The sequence below is a fragment of the Phytohabitans sp. LZ39 genome (genome assembly GCF_059359075.1).
In genome coordinates this window covers 18,613-32,357 of record NZ_JCADBM010000027.1, presented here as the reverse complement: position 1 = coordinate 32,357, position 13,745 = coordinate 18,613, and the positions used below count along the sequence as shown (strand labels likewise).

The 13,745-nt window shown below is 70.5% G+C and carries 13 protein-coding genes; 4 read left to right on the top strand and 9 right to left on the bottom strand.

Annotated features, from left to right (window positions below; all coding sequences use genetic code 11):
* Window position 1: 1 nt before the first annotated feature.
* A complete protein-coding gene (fdxA, locus tag AC5L36_RS37935; RefSeq protein ID WP_441223484.1) occupies window positions 2-328 on the bottom strand; it encodes a ferredoxin in 327 nt (108 codons plus the stop codon).
* Window positions 329-429: 101 nt separating this feature from the next.
* Between fdxA and AC5L36_RS37930 the strand changes: the two genes are divergently transcribed.
* Entirely contained in the window at window positions 430-1,383 is a 954-nt protein-coding gene (locus AC5L36_RS37930) for a GNAT family N-acetyltransferase (RefSeq protein WP_441223483.1), read from the top strand.
* On the opposite strand, the gene AC5L36_RS37925 is transcribed toward AC5L36_RS37930, so the two are convergent.
* The 3 genes from AC5L36_RS37925 to mshB all read right to left on the bottom strand — a co-directional run bounded on the left by AC5L36_RS37925 (window position 1,380) and on the right by mshB (window position 3,282).
* A complete protein-coding gene (locus AC5L36_RS37925) occupies window positions 1,380-1,844 on the bottom strand; it encodes a hypothetical protein (protein WP_441223482.1) in 465 nt (154 codons plus the stop codon). The genes AC5L36_RS37930 and AC5L36_RS37925 overlap by 4 nt on opposite strands.
* Window positions 1,845-1,922: 78 nt before the next feature.
* Complete coding sequence (locus tag AC5L36_RS37920; RefSeq protein WP_441223481.1) at window positions 1,923-2,429, bottom strand: hypothetical protein; 507 nt, start codon at window positions 2,427-2,429, stop codon at window positions 1,923-1,925.
* Between the two features lie 7 nt (window positions 2,430-2,436).
* Window positions 2,437-3,282 carry an N-acetyl-1-D-myo-inositol-2-amino-2-deoxy-alpha-D-glucopyranoside deacetylase gene (mshB, locus tag AC5L36_RS37915; RefSeq protein ID WP_441223608.1) on the bottom strand — a complete coding sequence of 282 codons (846 nt, stop codon included), beginning with the start codon at window positions 3,280-3,282 and terminating at the stop codon, window positions 2,437-2,439.
* A gap of 143 nt (window positions 3,283-3,425) precedes the next feature.
* On the opposite strand from mshB, the gene AC5L36_RS37910 reads away from it, so the two are divergent.
* A complete protein-coding gene (locus AC5L36_RS37910; protein WP_441223480.1) occupies window positions 3,426-5,540 on the top strand; it encodes a S9 family peptidase in 2,115 nt (704 codons plus the stop codon).
* A 732-nt stretch (window positions 5,541-6,272) separates the two neighbouring features.
* On the opposite strand, the gene AC5L36_RS37905 is transcribed toward AC5L36_RS37910, so the two are convergent.
* The 5 genes from AC5L36_RS37905 to AC5L36_RS37885 form a co-directional block, all read right to left on the bottom strand.
* The gene (locus tag AC5L36_RS37905; protein ID WP_441223479.1) at window positions 6,273-7,997 is read right to left on the bottom strand and encodes an ABC transporter substrate-binding protein; all 1,725 of its coding nucleotides are present in this window, start codon (window positions 7,995-7,997) and stop codon (window positions 6,273-6,275) included.
* A gap of 65 nt (window positions 7,998-8,062) precedes the next feature.
* Window positions 8,063-9,049, bottom strand: a complete 987-nt coding sequence (locus tag AC5L36_RS37900; RefSeq protein WP_441223478.1) for an ABC transporter permease — start codon at window positions 9,047-9,049, stop codon at window positions 8,063-8,065.
* A gap of 9 nt (window positions 9,050-9,058) precedes the next feature.
* Window positions 9,059-10,042 carry an ABC transporter permease gene (locus AC5L36_RS37895; protein WP_441223477.1) on the bottom strand — a complete coding sequence of 328 codons (984 nt, stop codon included), beginning with the start codon at window positions 10,040-10,042 and terminating at the stop codon, window positions 9,059-9,061.
* Window positions 10,039-10,989, bottom strand: coding sequence for an ABC transporter ATP-binding protein (locus tag AC5L36_RS37890; RefSeq protein WP_441223476.1), 951 nt, complete (start codon window positions 10,987-10,989; stop codon window positions 10,039-10,041). The genes AC5L36_RS37895 and AC5L36_RS37890 overlap by 4 nt, the downstream gene beginning before the upstream one ends.
* Window positions 10,979-12,013 (bottom strand): ABC transporter ATP-binding protein, encoded by a 1,035-nt coding sequence (locus AC5L36_RS37885; RefSeq protein WP_441223475.1) that lies wholly within the window; start codon window positions 12,011-12,013, stop codon window positions 10,979-10,981. The genes AC5L36_RS37890 and AC5L36_RS37885 overlap by 11 nt, the downstream gene beginning before the upstream one ends.
* A gap of 61 nt (window positions 12,014-12,074) precedes the next feature.
* Between AC5L36_RS37885 and AC5L36_RS37880 the strand changes: the two genes are divergently transcribed.
* Window positions 12,075-13,124, top strand: coding sequence for a carcinine hydrolase/isopenicillin-N N-acyltransferase family protein (locus AC5L36_RS37880; RefSeq protein WP_441223474.1), 1,050 nt, complete (start codon window positions 12,075-12,077; stop codon window positions 13,122-13,124).
* A gap of 72 nt (window positions 13,125-13,196) precedes the next feature.
* Window positions 13,197-13,742, top strand: a complete 546-nt coding sequence (locus tag AC5L36_RS37875; RefSeq protein ID WP_441223606.1) for a Uma2 family endonuclease — start codon at window positions 13,197-13,199, stop codon at window positions 13,740-13,742.
* Window positions 13,743-13,745 lie beyond the last annotated feature (3 nt).

The following is a 13,745-nucleotide window of genomic DNA, read 5'->3' as shown; positions in this document are numbered from 1 at the left end:
CTCAGTGCTCGGTCTCGCGCGGCGGCTGAGCGGCCACGAAGGTGGCGTCCTTGTCGACCTTACCGATCTTGGAGGCACCGCCCGGAGAGCCGAGATCCTCGAAGAACTCGTAGTTGGCCGCCGTGTAGTCCTTCCACTGCTCGGGCACGTCGTCCTCGTAGAAGATCGCCTCGACCGGGCAGACCGGCTCGCACGCCCCGCAGTCGACGCACTCATCGGGGTGGATGTAGAGCATCCGGTTGCCCTCGTAGATGCAGTCGACGGGGCACTCCTCGATGCATGCCTTGTCGAGCAGATCAACGCACGGCTCGGCGATGATGTAGGTCACGGGTCATCCTCTCCGCAAGCCACGCCGCTCTTATCCTGCGGCAGTAGGAGCCTAGTATCTCGGCCTAGAGACCTAGTATCTCGCCCTGGAGGGAGTGGTGCGTGCTCCGGCGTGCGGATGTGGGACACCGGGTTGTCGTGCGGCGAGTTGTCGGGATTCGCAACGATCGTCCGCTCTACTCGGACGCGCTCGGCGAGCTCGTGGAGATCACGGAGACCGATCTCACGATCGCGACGTCGAAGGGCCCGCTCCGCGTACCACTGAGTGAGATCCACCGCGCGAAACGGGTGCCCCCGACGCGGCGGCCGAATGCCACGGACGTCATCGCCCTCGAGCTCGCCGCCAACGAAGCGTGGCCGGCGCCGGTGCAGGAGCGACTGGGTGGGTGGCTGCTGCGCGCGGCCGGCGGCTGGACCGGCCGGGGCAACTCCGCGCTGCCCATCGGCGACCCCGACCGCCCCCTGGAGGCGGCGATCGACGCGGTCGAGCGCTGGTACCTGGCCCGCGGCGCGCAGCCCCTCGTCAACACGCCACTCCCACTGGCCGCCCCGGTCGGTGCGGCGCTCGACGCCCGCGGCTGGACCGCGCGCCCCCTCACGCTGGTGCAGACCGCGCCACTGCGGTCGATCCTGGATGCCACGGTGGCCCGCACGCGGGTCGACCTCACCCGCACGCCGTCAGACGGCTGGCTGGAGGTCGCCGCCGGCCGCAAGGGTGGCCTCCCGGACGCCGCGCGACACATCCTCACCGCGGTGCGCCAGGTCCGCTTCGCCCACGTGTACGACGACAGCGGCACCCTGCTCGCCACCGGCCGCGGCACGGTCACCGGGGAGGGCCGTTGGCTCGGCCTCGCGCTCATCGAGGTGGTGCCCGAGGCACGCCGCGGCGGCCTGGCCCAGGAGGTGATCGGCGCGCTCGCCCGCTGGGCCGCCGAGTCGGGCGCGAGCCGCGCGTTTCTCCAGGTCGAGGAGCGCAACGCGGCGGCGGTCGCGCTCTACGCCAAGCTGGGCTTCACCACCCACCACAGCTACCTGACCCGCGAGGCCCCAGGCTAGCGGCGCACGACGCGGCGAGGCTTGGCCAGCTTGGCTTCGGCGAAGCGCTTGAGGCCCTGCGAACGGTAGTCGAGGCCGAGCGCCACGAGGATCAGGAAGCCGACCAGCGAGCCGCCGATCGCGAAGGCGCTGTAGAGCCAGACCTGTGCGAAGAAGTCGCCCGCCCCGCCCTCGAACGGGGTGTCTCCACTGACGAACGGCCCCACGAAGACCGTGAGCAGCAGGGCGACGATCGCGGCCGCCCCGATGTCGGCGATCCACCGGCCGGCCGGGTGGCGGCGACCCCAGAGGAACGCCATGACGGCCACGGTCAGCCCGAGCACCACGAACATGCCCAGCGAGATGCGGTCTTGCGCCTCGCCGTCGTCGTTGAAACCGAGGCGGGCGACCAGGCGCGCCGCCACGTTGACCGCGAACAGCACACCCGCGAGCACGCCGACCGGCAGCCAACGGTCTTTCATCGCACACCCTCCCCAACGACAGGTGAACAGAACCTCGTCAGAGAGAGTAGTGCTCGAGTGTCCGCCGTCACACCCTCGTCAGCTGTGTGGTAGCTGCTTGTTTGCTGAGTACGGCGGCTGGGCGAGCACCAGGCGGAAGCCGACCACCGCGAAGGCGATCGAACCGGCCAGGATCATGGCCACACCGACCCAGCTGTTGCGGTCGACCACCGCGTCGCCCTGCGGCCCGACCAGCAGCAGGTCGCCCTCGGTCGTGCGCCCGGAGGCGGTCACCATCAGCACCAGCCAGGCGGCGGCCGGGAGGGCGATGGCCCACTTGCGGCCGACGGTCGTGTAGGCGAACCAGCCGAGCGCCAGATTGGCCAGCACGGTCGCGACCACGGCCGCGCCGATCAGGTGGCCGCCCAGCCGCAGCGGCGCGATCATGAGCTCCGCCACGGCGGTGACCAGCGCGGCCACTACGGCGATCACGCCGCCGGCCACCCGCAGGCCGGTCTGGAAGGCGCCGTCGAAGCGAGAAGGTGGTGGTGGCGTCTCACTCTGCGCGTCGCCGTCGACCGGCAGGCTCGGGGTGGACACGGTCATCGGAAACTCACGACGGGAGGCCGGCGAAGATGTCGCTCTCCCAGCCGTGCGGGCCGTCGCCGGGGCCCCGCTCGCCAGCGGCCAGCGTGTAGTACTCGACGCCCATGAACTCGCTGCCGAAGTTGCCGGCGATCGAGTACAGCCAGGAAGTGTCCGGGATCTGCGTGGCGTGCGCGCGCATCGCGGCCACCTTGGCCTCGTGCTGGTCGGTGGCGTCGATGCGGGCGGCGACCTCCTCGTCGGACGTGCCGAACGGGAAGTCTTCGACCTTGTCGATGCCGGCGAACGGGTTGTCACTCGACTGCGCGAACGCGTTGATGCCCGCTTCGAGCACGCTCTTCGGCACGGTGGTCCAGTAGATCTTGGCGGGCCCGAAGCCCTCGGCGGTGGCCAGGCCGGCCGCCCGCATCGCCACCCGGTGCGCCTGGATGTGGTCGGGGTGGCCGTAGAAGCCGTTTTCGTCGTACGTGATCAGGACCTGCGGGCGCACCTCGCGCATGATCTCCAACAGCTGGCCGGCGGCCTCGTCGAGGTCGGCCTGCCAGAAGCAGCGGGGGTGCTTGTTGGTCTCGAGGCCCATCATCCCGGAGTCGCGGTAGCGACCCGCGCCGCCGAGGAAACGGCGGTCGGTGACGCCGAGGGCGGCACAGGCGGCGTCGAGCTCGGCCAGCCGGTAGCCGCCCAGCTGGTCGGCCTCCGCGGCGGCGAGCAGCGCCAGCTCGGGCACGTGGATCTCGCCTTCCTCACCGAGCGTGCAGGTGACGAGCGTGATCTCCACACCCTGGGCGGCGTAGTGCGCCATCGTCGCGCCGGTGCTCACCGTCTCGTCGTCGGGGTGTGCGTGCACCAGCATGAGTCGTCGTGCCACGCGCGCCACTCTACGCGCGCGAGATTGCCGGGGTGCCGCGTGCCACGTCGGCCAGCGGAGACGGCGTTTACGTGCGGACACGCCGGGCATGGTCGGGCGGACGGATCACGCGGATTTACGATCCGTGGGTGGACTACCCGGAGCTAGCCGCCCGTACCCGGAGGTTTACCCGCGGAGCGCCGCGGGCCGTGACAGTCGCGAGCGACGGCTCGCGGGTGGTCTTCCTGCGCTCGCCCGGCCCGGAGGACGCGGCCGAGGCGCTCTGGGTGCTCGACGCCGAGACGGCGACCGAGCAGCTGATCGCCGAGCCGGCCGCCCTGCTCACCGACGGCCGCGGCGACCTGCCCGCCGAGGAGCGGGCGCTGCGCGAGCGGCTGCGGCTCTCCGCGAGCGGCATCGGGTCGTACGCGACGGACCCGGCCGCGCGGGTCGCCGCGTTTCCGCTCGCCGGCCGCCTCTTCCGCGCCGACCTGGTCACCGGCGACGTCGTCGAGGTCGCCACCGCCGGCCCGGTCGTCGACCCCCGGCCCGACCCCACCGGACGCCGCATCGGGTACGTGACGTCCGGCAACCTCCACGTCATCCACGCCGATGGCACCGACGCGATGCTGGCCGGCGAGGACGGCGACGTCACCTGGGGGCTCGCCGAGTTCATCGCGGCGGAGGAGCTGGGGCGCTTCCGGGGCTACTGGTGGGCCCCCGACGGGCGCTCGATCCTGGCCGCCCGCGTCGACGAGTCCCGGGTGCCTCGCTGGCACCTGCACGATCCATCCCGCCCGGAGGCGGCGCCGACCAGCGTCGCCTACCCCTACGCCGGCGCGGCCAACGCCGAGGTCACCCTCCACCTGCTCGACCTGGAGGGCGGCTGGGTCGACGTGCACTGGGACCGGGAGACCTACCCTTACCTGGTCTCGGTGCACTGGGCCGAAGGCGGTCCACTGATCACCGTGCTGCGCCGCCTCCAGCAGCACGGGCTGGTGCTCTCCGTCGACCCGCGTACCGGCGAGACCCAGGTGCACGCCGAGCTCGCCGACCCGCGGTGGGTGGAGCCGGTCGCCGGCACGCCCAGCCACCTGCCGGACGGCCGCGTGCTGGTCGGCGGCGAGCTGGCCCACGACGGATACGACGCGCGCTGCCTCTTCGCCGACGGCACGCTGCTCACGCCACCCTCGCTGTACGTGCGCCGCGTGGTCGGCCGCATGTCCGCCGGCGCCGGCGCGGGCTCGCCCGACCTGCTCGTGGAGGCCAGCGAGGGCGAGCCGAGCGAGCAGCACCTTTTCCGGGTACGCACGGCGATCGGCGCGGGCGGTGCCGAGATCCGGCCGCTGACCACCGCTCCCGGCTGGCACATGGGCGCCGTCGGCGGCGACTTGCTCGTGGTCGGCTCCGCCTCGCTCGACCGCGCCGGCACGCACTGGACGGTGTGGCGGGCGGGCAAGCAGATCGCCGAGATCACCTCCCACGCCGCCAAGCCGCCGTACGCGCCGCGCCCCATGCTGGAACGGGTCGCCGACCGCCGCCTGCCCGCGGCGGTGCTGTACCCCCGAAACCACGTGACCGGCCGCCGCCTGCCCGTGCTGCTCGACGTCTACGGCGGCCCGGGCCACCAGGAGGTGCTGGCCGCGCGCTCGCGATGGCTGGAGCGGCAGTGGTGGGCCGACGCCGGCTTCGCGGTGGTCACGGTCGACAACAGGGGTACACCGGGCGTCGCCCCCTCGTTCGAGAAGGTGATCCACCGCCGCGTCGCGGACGTGGTGCTCACCGACCAGGTCGACGCGCTCGGCGCGCTGGCCGGCAAGCACCCCGACCTCGACCTCGACCGCGTGGCGGTGCGCGGCTGGTCGTTTGGCGGCTGGCTGGCCGGCCTGGCGGTGCTCCGCCGCCCGGAGATCTTCCGCTGCGGCGTCGCCGGCGCGCCGGTGGCCGACTGGCGGCTGTACGACACCGCGTACACCGAGCGCTACCTGGGCCTGCCGAGCGAAAACGCCGACGTGTACGCCCACCACTCGCTCATCGAGATCGCCGCCGAGCCGGCCCGCGACGCCCGCCCGCTGCTGCTGATCCACGGCCTGGCCGACGACAACGTGGTCGCCGCGCACACGCTGCGCCTGTCCGCGGCGCTGCTCGCCTCCGGCCGCCCGCACTCGGTGATCCCACTGACCGGCGCGACACACATGGCCGCGGGCGGCATCGCCGAGAAACTGCTCCGCCTGGAGCTCGACTTCGTCCGCCGCAACCTCTAGAGAGCTTTCGCGGTCGGGGTTGGCGCGCTTGGCCACGATGCACGGTCAGACTCGAGACAGATTTCCCAGGTCCGCGTCAGCTGCGGACCGTATGCTCCCGCGGGCACCGCTCCCGGCCGGCGGCTCGCCAGGGCGAGCCGAAATCCCCGGCCGTCCACTGCCAGCTCCGCGGGACAAGATCTGGCATCGGACGCCGTTCACATCGCCGCGGCGGTTACTCGCGGTGACGGTGCCTCTGTCCGGTCTGGGGCCCGTCGCTCGGCAAGGGGCATTGTGGACAAACGGACCGTGCGCGGGGTGAGCGTGACCAGCGGCGGACGGGTGAGGCCGCGGGAGCATTTGCTCTGCTTCCCTGGAGTGGGCAACCCCAAATCGGCCAGCTGAAATGGCCAGCTGGCGACACCGCACACTGCACCTGCACGACGGCGTGGACGCATTGGTGCGAGCAGCTCGACAGCCTTTCCCGACAGACCAGCCGCACCGGTCGCGAAGGTCTCCACCGGTGTCCTTGGACCGCGGACCCGGCAGCGGAGGCCGGGGGTTTCGGCTCGCTCTGCGAGCCGCCGGCCGCAGCGGTGCCCGCGGGAGCATGCGGTCTACAGCTGACGCGGACGCGGGCAAATCTGCCTGTAAAGCGTCACGACAGGAGCAACCCCGACCCCGAAAGGCCTGTAGAGAGCTGTGGGCAAGCGCCGGCCCGCCCCGTGGGGCGGGCCGGCGGGGTCGGGGTGGTTACTGCTTGACGAAGGCGTTCACGAACGAGGGGTAGCCGAAGACGCTGGAGATGAAGACGCCGCCGGCCTTGGAGCCGTGCAGGTAGTAGGCGACCTCGACGTACATCGGGACGGCCGGGGCGAGCTCCTTCATGATGCGCTCGTCGAGCTTGGCCCACTCCGGCGCCTGTGCGGCCGGGTCCATGGCGAGCACCCGGTCGAACTCCGCGTTGATGGCGTCGTTGTTGATGTACGACGTGTTGCTGTTGCCCTCAGCCTTGATCGAGCGCCCGTCGAAGAGCACCGGCAGGATGGAGGCGCCGCTCGGCCAGTCCGCGGCCCACGAGTCCAGGTAGAGGTCCCACGGGTTGTCCTTCTTCTTGGTCTCGTCGAGCTTGGCGTCGGCCGGGATGTTCTTGACCGTGATCTTGAAGCCGGCCTTCTCCAGGTTGGTCTTGAGCTGCGTGCCGCGCTCGGGTACGTCGTCGCCGACTCCCAGCACCAGCTCGGGGGTCTTGCCGGCGAGCAGCTCCTTGGCCTTGTCCAGGTTGCCGTTCGGGCCGGCCGGGTAGGCGTCGTACTTCTGGTAGCCGATCGTGGCCGGCGGCATGAGCGTGGTGATCGGCGACGCGACCGTCTCGCCGCCGAGCAGCTTGATGAAGCCGTCCCGGTCGATGGCGTAGTTGAGCGCCTGCCGCACCGCCAGGTCGGTGACCCGCTGGGTGTTGATCGTCAGTCGCCACTCGGTCGGCGTCGGCGAGATCACCGAACGATCCTTGAGCGCCGCGTTGCCGGCGACCTGGGAAACCAGTGCGGCCGGCACGCCGTTCCAGGCCAGGGCGGACTGGTCAGGGCCGCTGTCGGCGATCACGCGGTTGGCGCCCGCGTCCGGGTCCGGGCCGAACGTCCACACGAACTTGTCCGGGTACTGGTGGCGCACCGGGTCGGTCGCCGGGTCCCAGTGCTGGTTGCGCTCCAGCACGATCTCGACGCCGGGCGTGTGCTTCGTGATCTTGTACGGCCCGGAGGAGAACGGCTGGTTGTCGAGGTTGACGCCGGTGTCCTTGTCCGGCGGCAGCGGCGCGCTCGCCGGCAGCGACAGCGCGAACGGCAGGTCGCAGTGCGCCTTGGCGAACTCGAACCGCAAGGTCTTGTCGTCCGGCGTGGTCAGGCCGGGCGGCAGCGAGGTCTTGTTGGCCTTGAAGTCCCACTTGGTGTCGTAGTCGGCGGTGTCGGCCAGCCACTCCTGCACGTAGGTGGGGCCGCCGGTGAGGTCCGGGTCGAACGAGCGGGCGATGCCGTACGCGATCTCCTTGGCGGTGATCGGGCGCCCGTCCTCGAACTTCACGCCGTCCTTGACCTTGAACTCCCACACCTTGCAGTCGTTGTTGACGTTGGTGCCGGGCGTCTGTGCGAGGTCGCCGACGAGCGTGAGGTTGCCCTTGCCGTCGTCCTTCCACGTGGTGAGCGTGCGGGCGTAGAGCGGCGCGTTCATGAGGCCGGCGAACGAGTACACCCGCTGCGGGTCGAGGTGCGAGATCTTGGTTTCCCGGATGACGGTGAAGGTGCCACCCTTGGCCGCGCCGGGCACCTCGGGTGCCGGGCCGAGCGAGTCCTTCGGGTCGGTCGCGATCACGCCCTTCGCGGTGCGCTCCTGGTCCACGGAGGGACCGTCGTCGGTGGTCTCGCTGCATGCGCCGGCCACCAGGACCAATGCGAGGGCGGCAGCCACTCGGGTTCTCATAGTGATCCCTCCAGGGGGGTGAGCTTGAAGGAAAGCTACAGCTCGCACGTCACTGTTCGGTAAATTTATCCAAGGCGGACGCGCGGGTCGATGGCCGCGTAGAGCAGGTCGACCACGACGTTGGCCAGCACGACGAAAACAGCGGAGATCAGGACCGTCGCCATGATCATGGGTAGGTCACCGCCGCGGACCGCGTACACGGCGGTGCGCCCGAGCCCCTGGATGCCGAAGGTCGTCTCGGTGATCACGGTGCCGCCGAGCGCCGCGCCCACGTCCAGGCCGGCGATCGTGACAAGTGGCGTGATCGCGGCGCGGAGCGCGTGCCGGCCGTACACCTTCTTCTTGACCAGCCCCTTGGCCCGCGCCGTACGCACGAAGTCTTCGGACAGCGTCTCCAGCATCTGTGCCCGGGCCAGCCGCGCGTAGATGGCCGAGAAGAGGAACGCCAGCGCCACCCAGGCGAGTACCAGGCCCTTCGCCCAGTCGACGGGATTGTCGAGTATGGACGTGTAGTGCGGGGTCGGCAGGATCTTGAGCTGGTACACGAAGACGATCAGCAGCACCGCACCGGTGAAGTACAGCTGGAGTGATGCCCCGGTCAGCGAGAAGCCGATCGCCAGCCGGTCGACCCAGGTGCCCCGTCTGAGCGCGGAGATCATGCCGAGCCCGACACCGAGCGCCAGCCACAGGATCGCGGCCGGGATCACGATGCTCAGCGTCACCGGGAGCACGCGGGCCAGGGTGTCGGTGACCGCCTCGCTGTTGACGTACGAGTACCCGAGGCAGGGCGCGTCGCACCGCCCGCCCTGGGCGCTGCCGAGGTCACGCCCGACGAAGATGCCCTTCATGTACGCGACGTACTGCTCGACCTTCGGGTCGCGCAGGCCCAACTCCTGGCGGACCCGCTCCAGCCGCTCCGGGTTGCAGTTCTTCGGGCACATGCCGGTGACCGGGTCGCTCGGCAGCGCGAAGAACATCAGGAAGCTCAGCACGCTGACCGCGAAGAGGGTGAGCACGGCGGAGAGCAACCGTTTGATCAGAAAGCGTCCCACGGTCGCCTCCTATCGCGAGGACTTGGGATCGAGCGCGTCGCGCAGCGCGTCGCCGAAGAGGTTGAAGGCCAGCACGAGGATGAAGATCGTGATGCCCGGGAAGAAGACGTACGCCGGGTCGCCCTGAAGGTAGTCGATGCTCCGGAAGATCATCACGCCGAAGTCCGGCGTGGGGTCACGGATTCCGATGTTGAGGAACGACAGCGCCGCCTCGCCCGTCACGTACGCCGGCACGGCCAGCGAGAACGAGACGAGGATCGGCGCCCACAGGTTGGGCAGCAGCTCGCGGAAGAGCATGTGCCCGAGCCCGGCGCCGCTCGCCCGCGCCGCCTCCACGAACTCCCGCTCACGCAACGAGATCACCTGCCCGCGGACGAGGCGGGTCATGCCCGTCCAGCCGAAGGCCGCGAAGATCGCGATCAGCACGACCACCCGGAACCAGGTCGGCACCTCGTCGCGCGGGCCGTAGAAGCGCAGCTCGAACGTGGGCATCACGGCGAGCGCGAAGATGAGGAAGGGCAGCGCGAGCGCGAAGTCGGTGATCCAGCCGATCACCGAGTCGACCCAACCACCGAGGTAGCCGGCGAGGATGCCGAGCGTTATGCCGATCACCGAGGTGAGCACCGCCGCCGTGATCGCGATAAAGAGCGACGTGCGGATGCCGTAGACCAGGCGGATGAAGATGTCGCGCCCGGTGCCCGGCTCCAGGCCGAACCAGTGGTCGCCGGAGATCCCGCCGGCGTACCCGAGGGGCATGCCGTACCGGTTGAGCCGGTCCTGGAACTGCTCGTACGGCCCCACCCCGTACGCCATCTCGATCAGCGGGGCGAGGATCGCGATCAGCAGGAAGAGCACGAGCGCGCCGCCACTGACCATCGCGACCCGGTCGCGGCGCAGGCGTACCCAGGCGAGCTGGCCGGGCGAGCGGCCGGCCACGTCGACACCTGTCGAGGGCTGTGGCGCGACGGTCGCGATCTCCGTGGAGAGGCTCATGCGTCGCCTCCTTCAGGAAAGTGGCACGCCGCACCGTTTACCAGTGGCGGCTCGGTAGTGGCACACACCTCTTGGGCCTTCCAGCAGCGGGTGCGGAACCGGCACCCACTCGGCGGGTCGAGCGGCGTCGGCACGTCCCCGGCCAGGCGGATCCGGCCGTTCGACCGTGCGGGCGTGGTGACGTCGGGCACGGCCGAGAGCAGTGCCCGCGTGTACGGATGGCGCGGCCGCTCGTAGATCTGCTCGCGGTCGCCGATCTCGACGATCCGGCCGAGGTACATCACCGCGACGCGCTGGCAGAAGTGCCGCACCACGGCGAGGTCGTGCGCGATGAACACGAAAGCCAGGTCGAGCTCGCGCTGGAGGCCGCGGAGCAGGTTGATCACCTGGGCCTGGATCGACACGTCGAGCGCGGAGACCGGCTCGTCCGCGACGATCAGCTTGGGGCGCAGCGCCAGCGCCCGCGCGATGCCGATCCGCTGCCGCTGCCCACCGGAAAACTCGTGCGGGTACCGGTTGTAGTGCTCCGGGTTGAGCCCGACGAGCTCCAGCAGCTCGCGTACCCGCTGCTTGACGCCGCCCGGCGGGCTGATCCCGTTGACCTCGATGGGCATCGCGACGATGCGACCGACCGTGTGCCTGGGGTTCAGCGACGCGTACGGGTCCTGGAAGATGATCTGGAGGTCCTGCCGCAGCAGGCGCAGCCCGCGCCGCCGGAGGTGGGTGATGTCCCGCCCCTCGAAGACGATCCGGCCGCCGGTCGGCTCCAGCAGGCGCACGAGCATCCGCCCGGTGGTCGTCTTGCCGCAGCCCGACTCGCCCACCAACCCGAGCGTCTCGCCGGGCGCCACCTCGAAGTCGATCCCGTCGACCGCGCGCACGAGCCCGCGCCCGCGTACCGGGAAGTGTTTGGTCAGGCCCTCGACCTTGAGCAGCTCACCCGGCATTGGCCACCCCCGGCCGGTGACAGGCCACGAGGTGCCCGCCGGCGACGTCGCGCAGCTCGGGCACCTCGGTGCGGGACCTCTCGTCGGCGTACGCGCAGCGCGGGTGGAACGCGCACCCCGGCGGAAGGTTGATCAGGCTGGGCGGGCTGCCCGTGATCGGCACGAGGTCCGCGTCCGCGTCGCCGTGCAGCGAGGGCACGCTGGCCAACAGCCCCCACGTGTACGGGTGCTGGGGCCGCCGCAGCACCTGCTCGACGCTGCCGTGCTCGACGGCCCGCCCGCCGTACATCACGAGCACGTCGTCGGCCACCTGGCTGACCACGCCAAGGTCGTGGGTGATCAGCACGATCGCCGAGTTGAACTCCTTCTGTAGGTCTTCGAGCAGGTCGAGGATCTGCGCCTGCACGGTCACGTCGAGCGCGGTCGTGGGCTCGTCGGCGATGAGCAGGTCGGGGTCGTTGACGAGCGCCATCGCGATCATCGCGCGCTGCCGCATGCCGCCGGAGAACTCGTGCGGGTACTGCCCCGCCCGCCGGTCCGGCTGCGGGATGCCTACCCGGTCGAGCATCTCGACCGTGCGCCGGCGCGCCTCGCCCCGACTCGCCCGCGGGTGGTGGATCCGGTAGGCCTCGGCGATCTGCCGGCCCACCGGGTAGTACGGGTGCAGGGCGGAGAGCGGGTCCTGGAAGATCATCGCCATGTCACGGCCACGCAGCCGGCGTACCTCCTCGTCCGGACGGCCCACGATGTCGCGGCCGCCCACGAGGATCTCGCCGGTGACGGTCGCGCGCTTCGGGTCGTGCAGGCCGAGCACGGCGAGGCTTGTGACGCTCTTGCCGGAGCCGGACTCGCCGACGATGCCGAGCGTCCGCCCGCGCTCCACCGCGAACGAGACCCCGTCGACCGCCCGAACCACCCCGTCTTCGGTGGCGAACCGGACGCGCAGATCGCGCACTCGGAGGTACGGGTCGGCGGTCGCTCCCACGGCACCTCGCTTCCACGCGTGTAGAGAACTTGCAGCCATCCGCTGGAGATGAAAATAAGCTACAACGAGGTCTTCTGTCAGCAGCCGCTACCGTAATGAGATGGCGGCTCGACGCTCTACCCTTCTCGGGCGCGCCCTCACGGCGGGGCTGCTCGCGCTGGCGGGCTGCCACGGCGGAGCCGCCGCGCCGGCCGCTCGGCCGGAGGCGTTGACCTTCCACACGCTCACGTACACGCCCAGCGCCGACCAGTCCGACCGCGCGCTGGCAAGTTTCCGGCGGCTCGACGACCACCCGCTCTACGAGATGGTGTACGAGGGGCCGGCGCCCACGCTCGCCCCGCCCGGTGCCAAGCCCAAGGCGATCGCGCTGGCTGGCGGCCGCGACGCGTTCGCGTGCACGGTCTTCCTCGCCGCGGGCGACCCCGCGCGCCCGGTGCTCGGCCGCAACTTCGACTGGGACCACAACCCGGCGCTCGTGCTGGTCTCCCGCCCGCCCGACGCGTACGACTCGATCTCGCTGGTCGACCTCTCCTACCTGGGCTACGACCACGCCCGCCTGGCCAAGCTGGACCACCCGGCCTCGAAACGCGATCTGCTGCTCGCCTCGACGCTCCCGTTCGACGGCATGAACGAGCACGGCCTCGCGGTCGGCATGGCCCAGGTCGACGGCCAGGCCGAGGTCCGTCCGGGCGCCCGGGAGGTCGGCTCGCTCGCGGTCATCCGCCTGGCGCTCGACACCGCGCGCACGGTCGACGACGCCGTGCGCGTCTTCGAGACGTACACGCTCGACTGGAGCGGCGGCCCCTCGATGCACTACCTGATCGCGGACGCGAAGGGCGACTCGGCGGTCATCGAGTTCGCCACCGGGAAGATGACGGTCACCCGGGGCGACGGCACGTGGCAGCTGATGACCAACTTCAACCTGAGCACGTCGGACGCGGCGCAGCGGGCCGCCGACTGGCGCTACGCGGCCGGCTCGAAGGAGCTGGACGCGGCGGGCGGCAAGCTCGACCCGGGCGGCGCGATGAGCCTGCTGCGCACGCTCCGGCAGGGGCACACGCAGTGGTCGGTCGTCTACGACCTCAAGGCCGGCACCGCCGCCGTAGCGACCGGCCAACGTTACGAAACGGTCCACCACACCACGCTGTAGTGGTTATGACTACGTGGGAGGATTGCGCCAAGGAACGCGGGTCGAGACGCTCAGGAGGTGACTGTGACCGCGATGATCCCCGCCCACGGTGGGCCGTGGACCGAGGAGGAATACCTTGCGCTCGGCGAGGACAACGACCGGATCGAGCTCATCGACGGCGACCTCCGCGTGACCGCTTCCCCGAGCCCATGGCACCAGCGTGTCTGCCGCAAGCTGGCATCTGCCCTGGAAGAAGGGGCCGACGACCGTGGCCTGCATGTGCACTGGGCGATAAATCTATGGCTGAAGCCAAGCAGGATCGTGATTCCGGACCTGACCATCACCACGGCTATCGACTTCGACGAGCGGATCGTCCCTGGGGCCTGTGCAGCGCTGGTCTGCGAGGTCACCTCGCCCAGCAACGCCGCGACGGACAAAGTGCTGAAGATGCACTATTACGCCGAGGCCGGCATCCCGTCGTATCTCCTGGTTGAGCACGAAACGATCCGGCTACGGCTGTTCCGCCTTCACAACGGCACCTATATCGAGCGCGACACCGCAGCGCCGGGCGAGGTGCTCCGGTTGTCCGAGCCGGTAACGGCCGAAATACGGCCTGAGTCGTTGCTGCCACCGCGCTGATCA

Bases quoted from the DNA above. Each gene is read 5' to 3' on its own strand.
- AC5L36_RS37925 (WP_441223482.1), bottom strand. From the start codon at position 1,844: ATGAAAGACCGTTGGCTGCCGGTCGGCGTGCTCGCGGGTGTGCTGTTC.
- AC5L36_RS37920 (WP_441223481.1), bottom strand. From the start codon at position 2,429: ATGACCGTGTCCACCCCGAGCCTGCCGGTCGACGGCGACGCGCAGAGT.
- mshB (WP_441223608.1), bottom strand. From the start codon at position 3,282: ATGCTGGTGCACGCACACCCCGACGACGAGACGGTGAGCACCGGCGCG.
- AC5L36_RS37905 (WP_441223479.1), bottom strand. From the start codon at position 7,997: ATGAGAACCCGAGTGGCTGCCGCCCTCGCATTGGTCCTGGTGGCCGGC.
- AC5L36_RS37895 (WP_441223477.1), bottom strand. From the start codon at position 10,042: ATGAGCCTCTCCACGGAGATCGCGACCGTCGCGCCACAGCCCTCGACA.
- AC5L36_RS37890 (WP_441223476.1), bottom strand. From the start codon at position 10,989: ATGCCGGGTGAGCTGCTCAAGGTCGAGGGCCTGACCAAACACTTCCCG.
- AC5L36_RS37885 (WP_441223475.1), bottom strand. From the start codon at position 12,013: ATGGCTGCAAGTTCTCTACACGCGTGGAAGCGAGGTGCCGTGGGAGCG.
- AC5L36_RS37880 (WP_441223474.1), top strand. From the start codon at position 12,075: ATGGCGGCTCGACGCTCTACCCTTCTCGGGCGCGCCCTCACGGCGGGG.
- AC5L36_RS37875 (WP_441223606.1), top strand. From the start codon at position 13,197: ATGATCCCCGCCCACGGTGGGCCGTGGACCGAGGAGGAATACCTTGCG.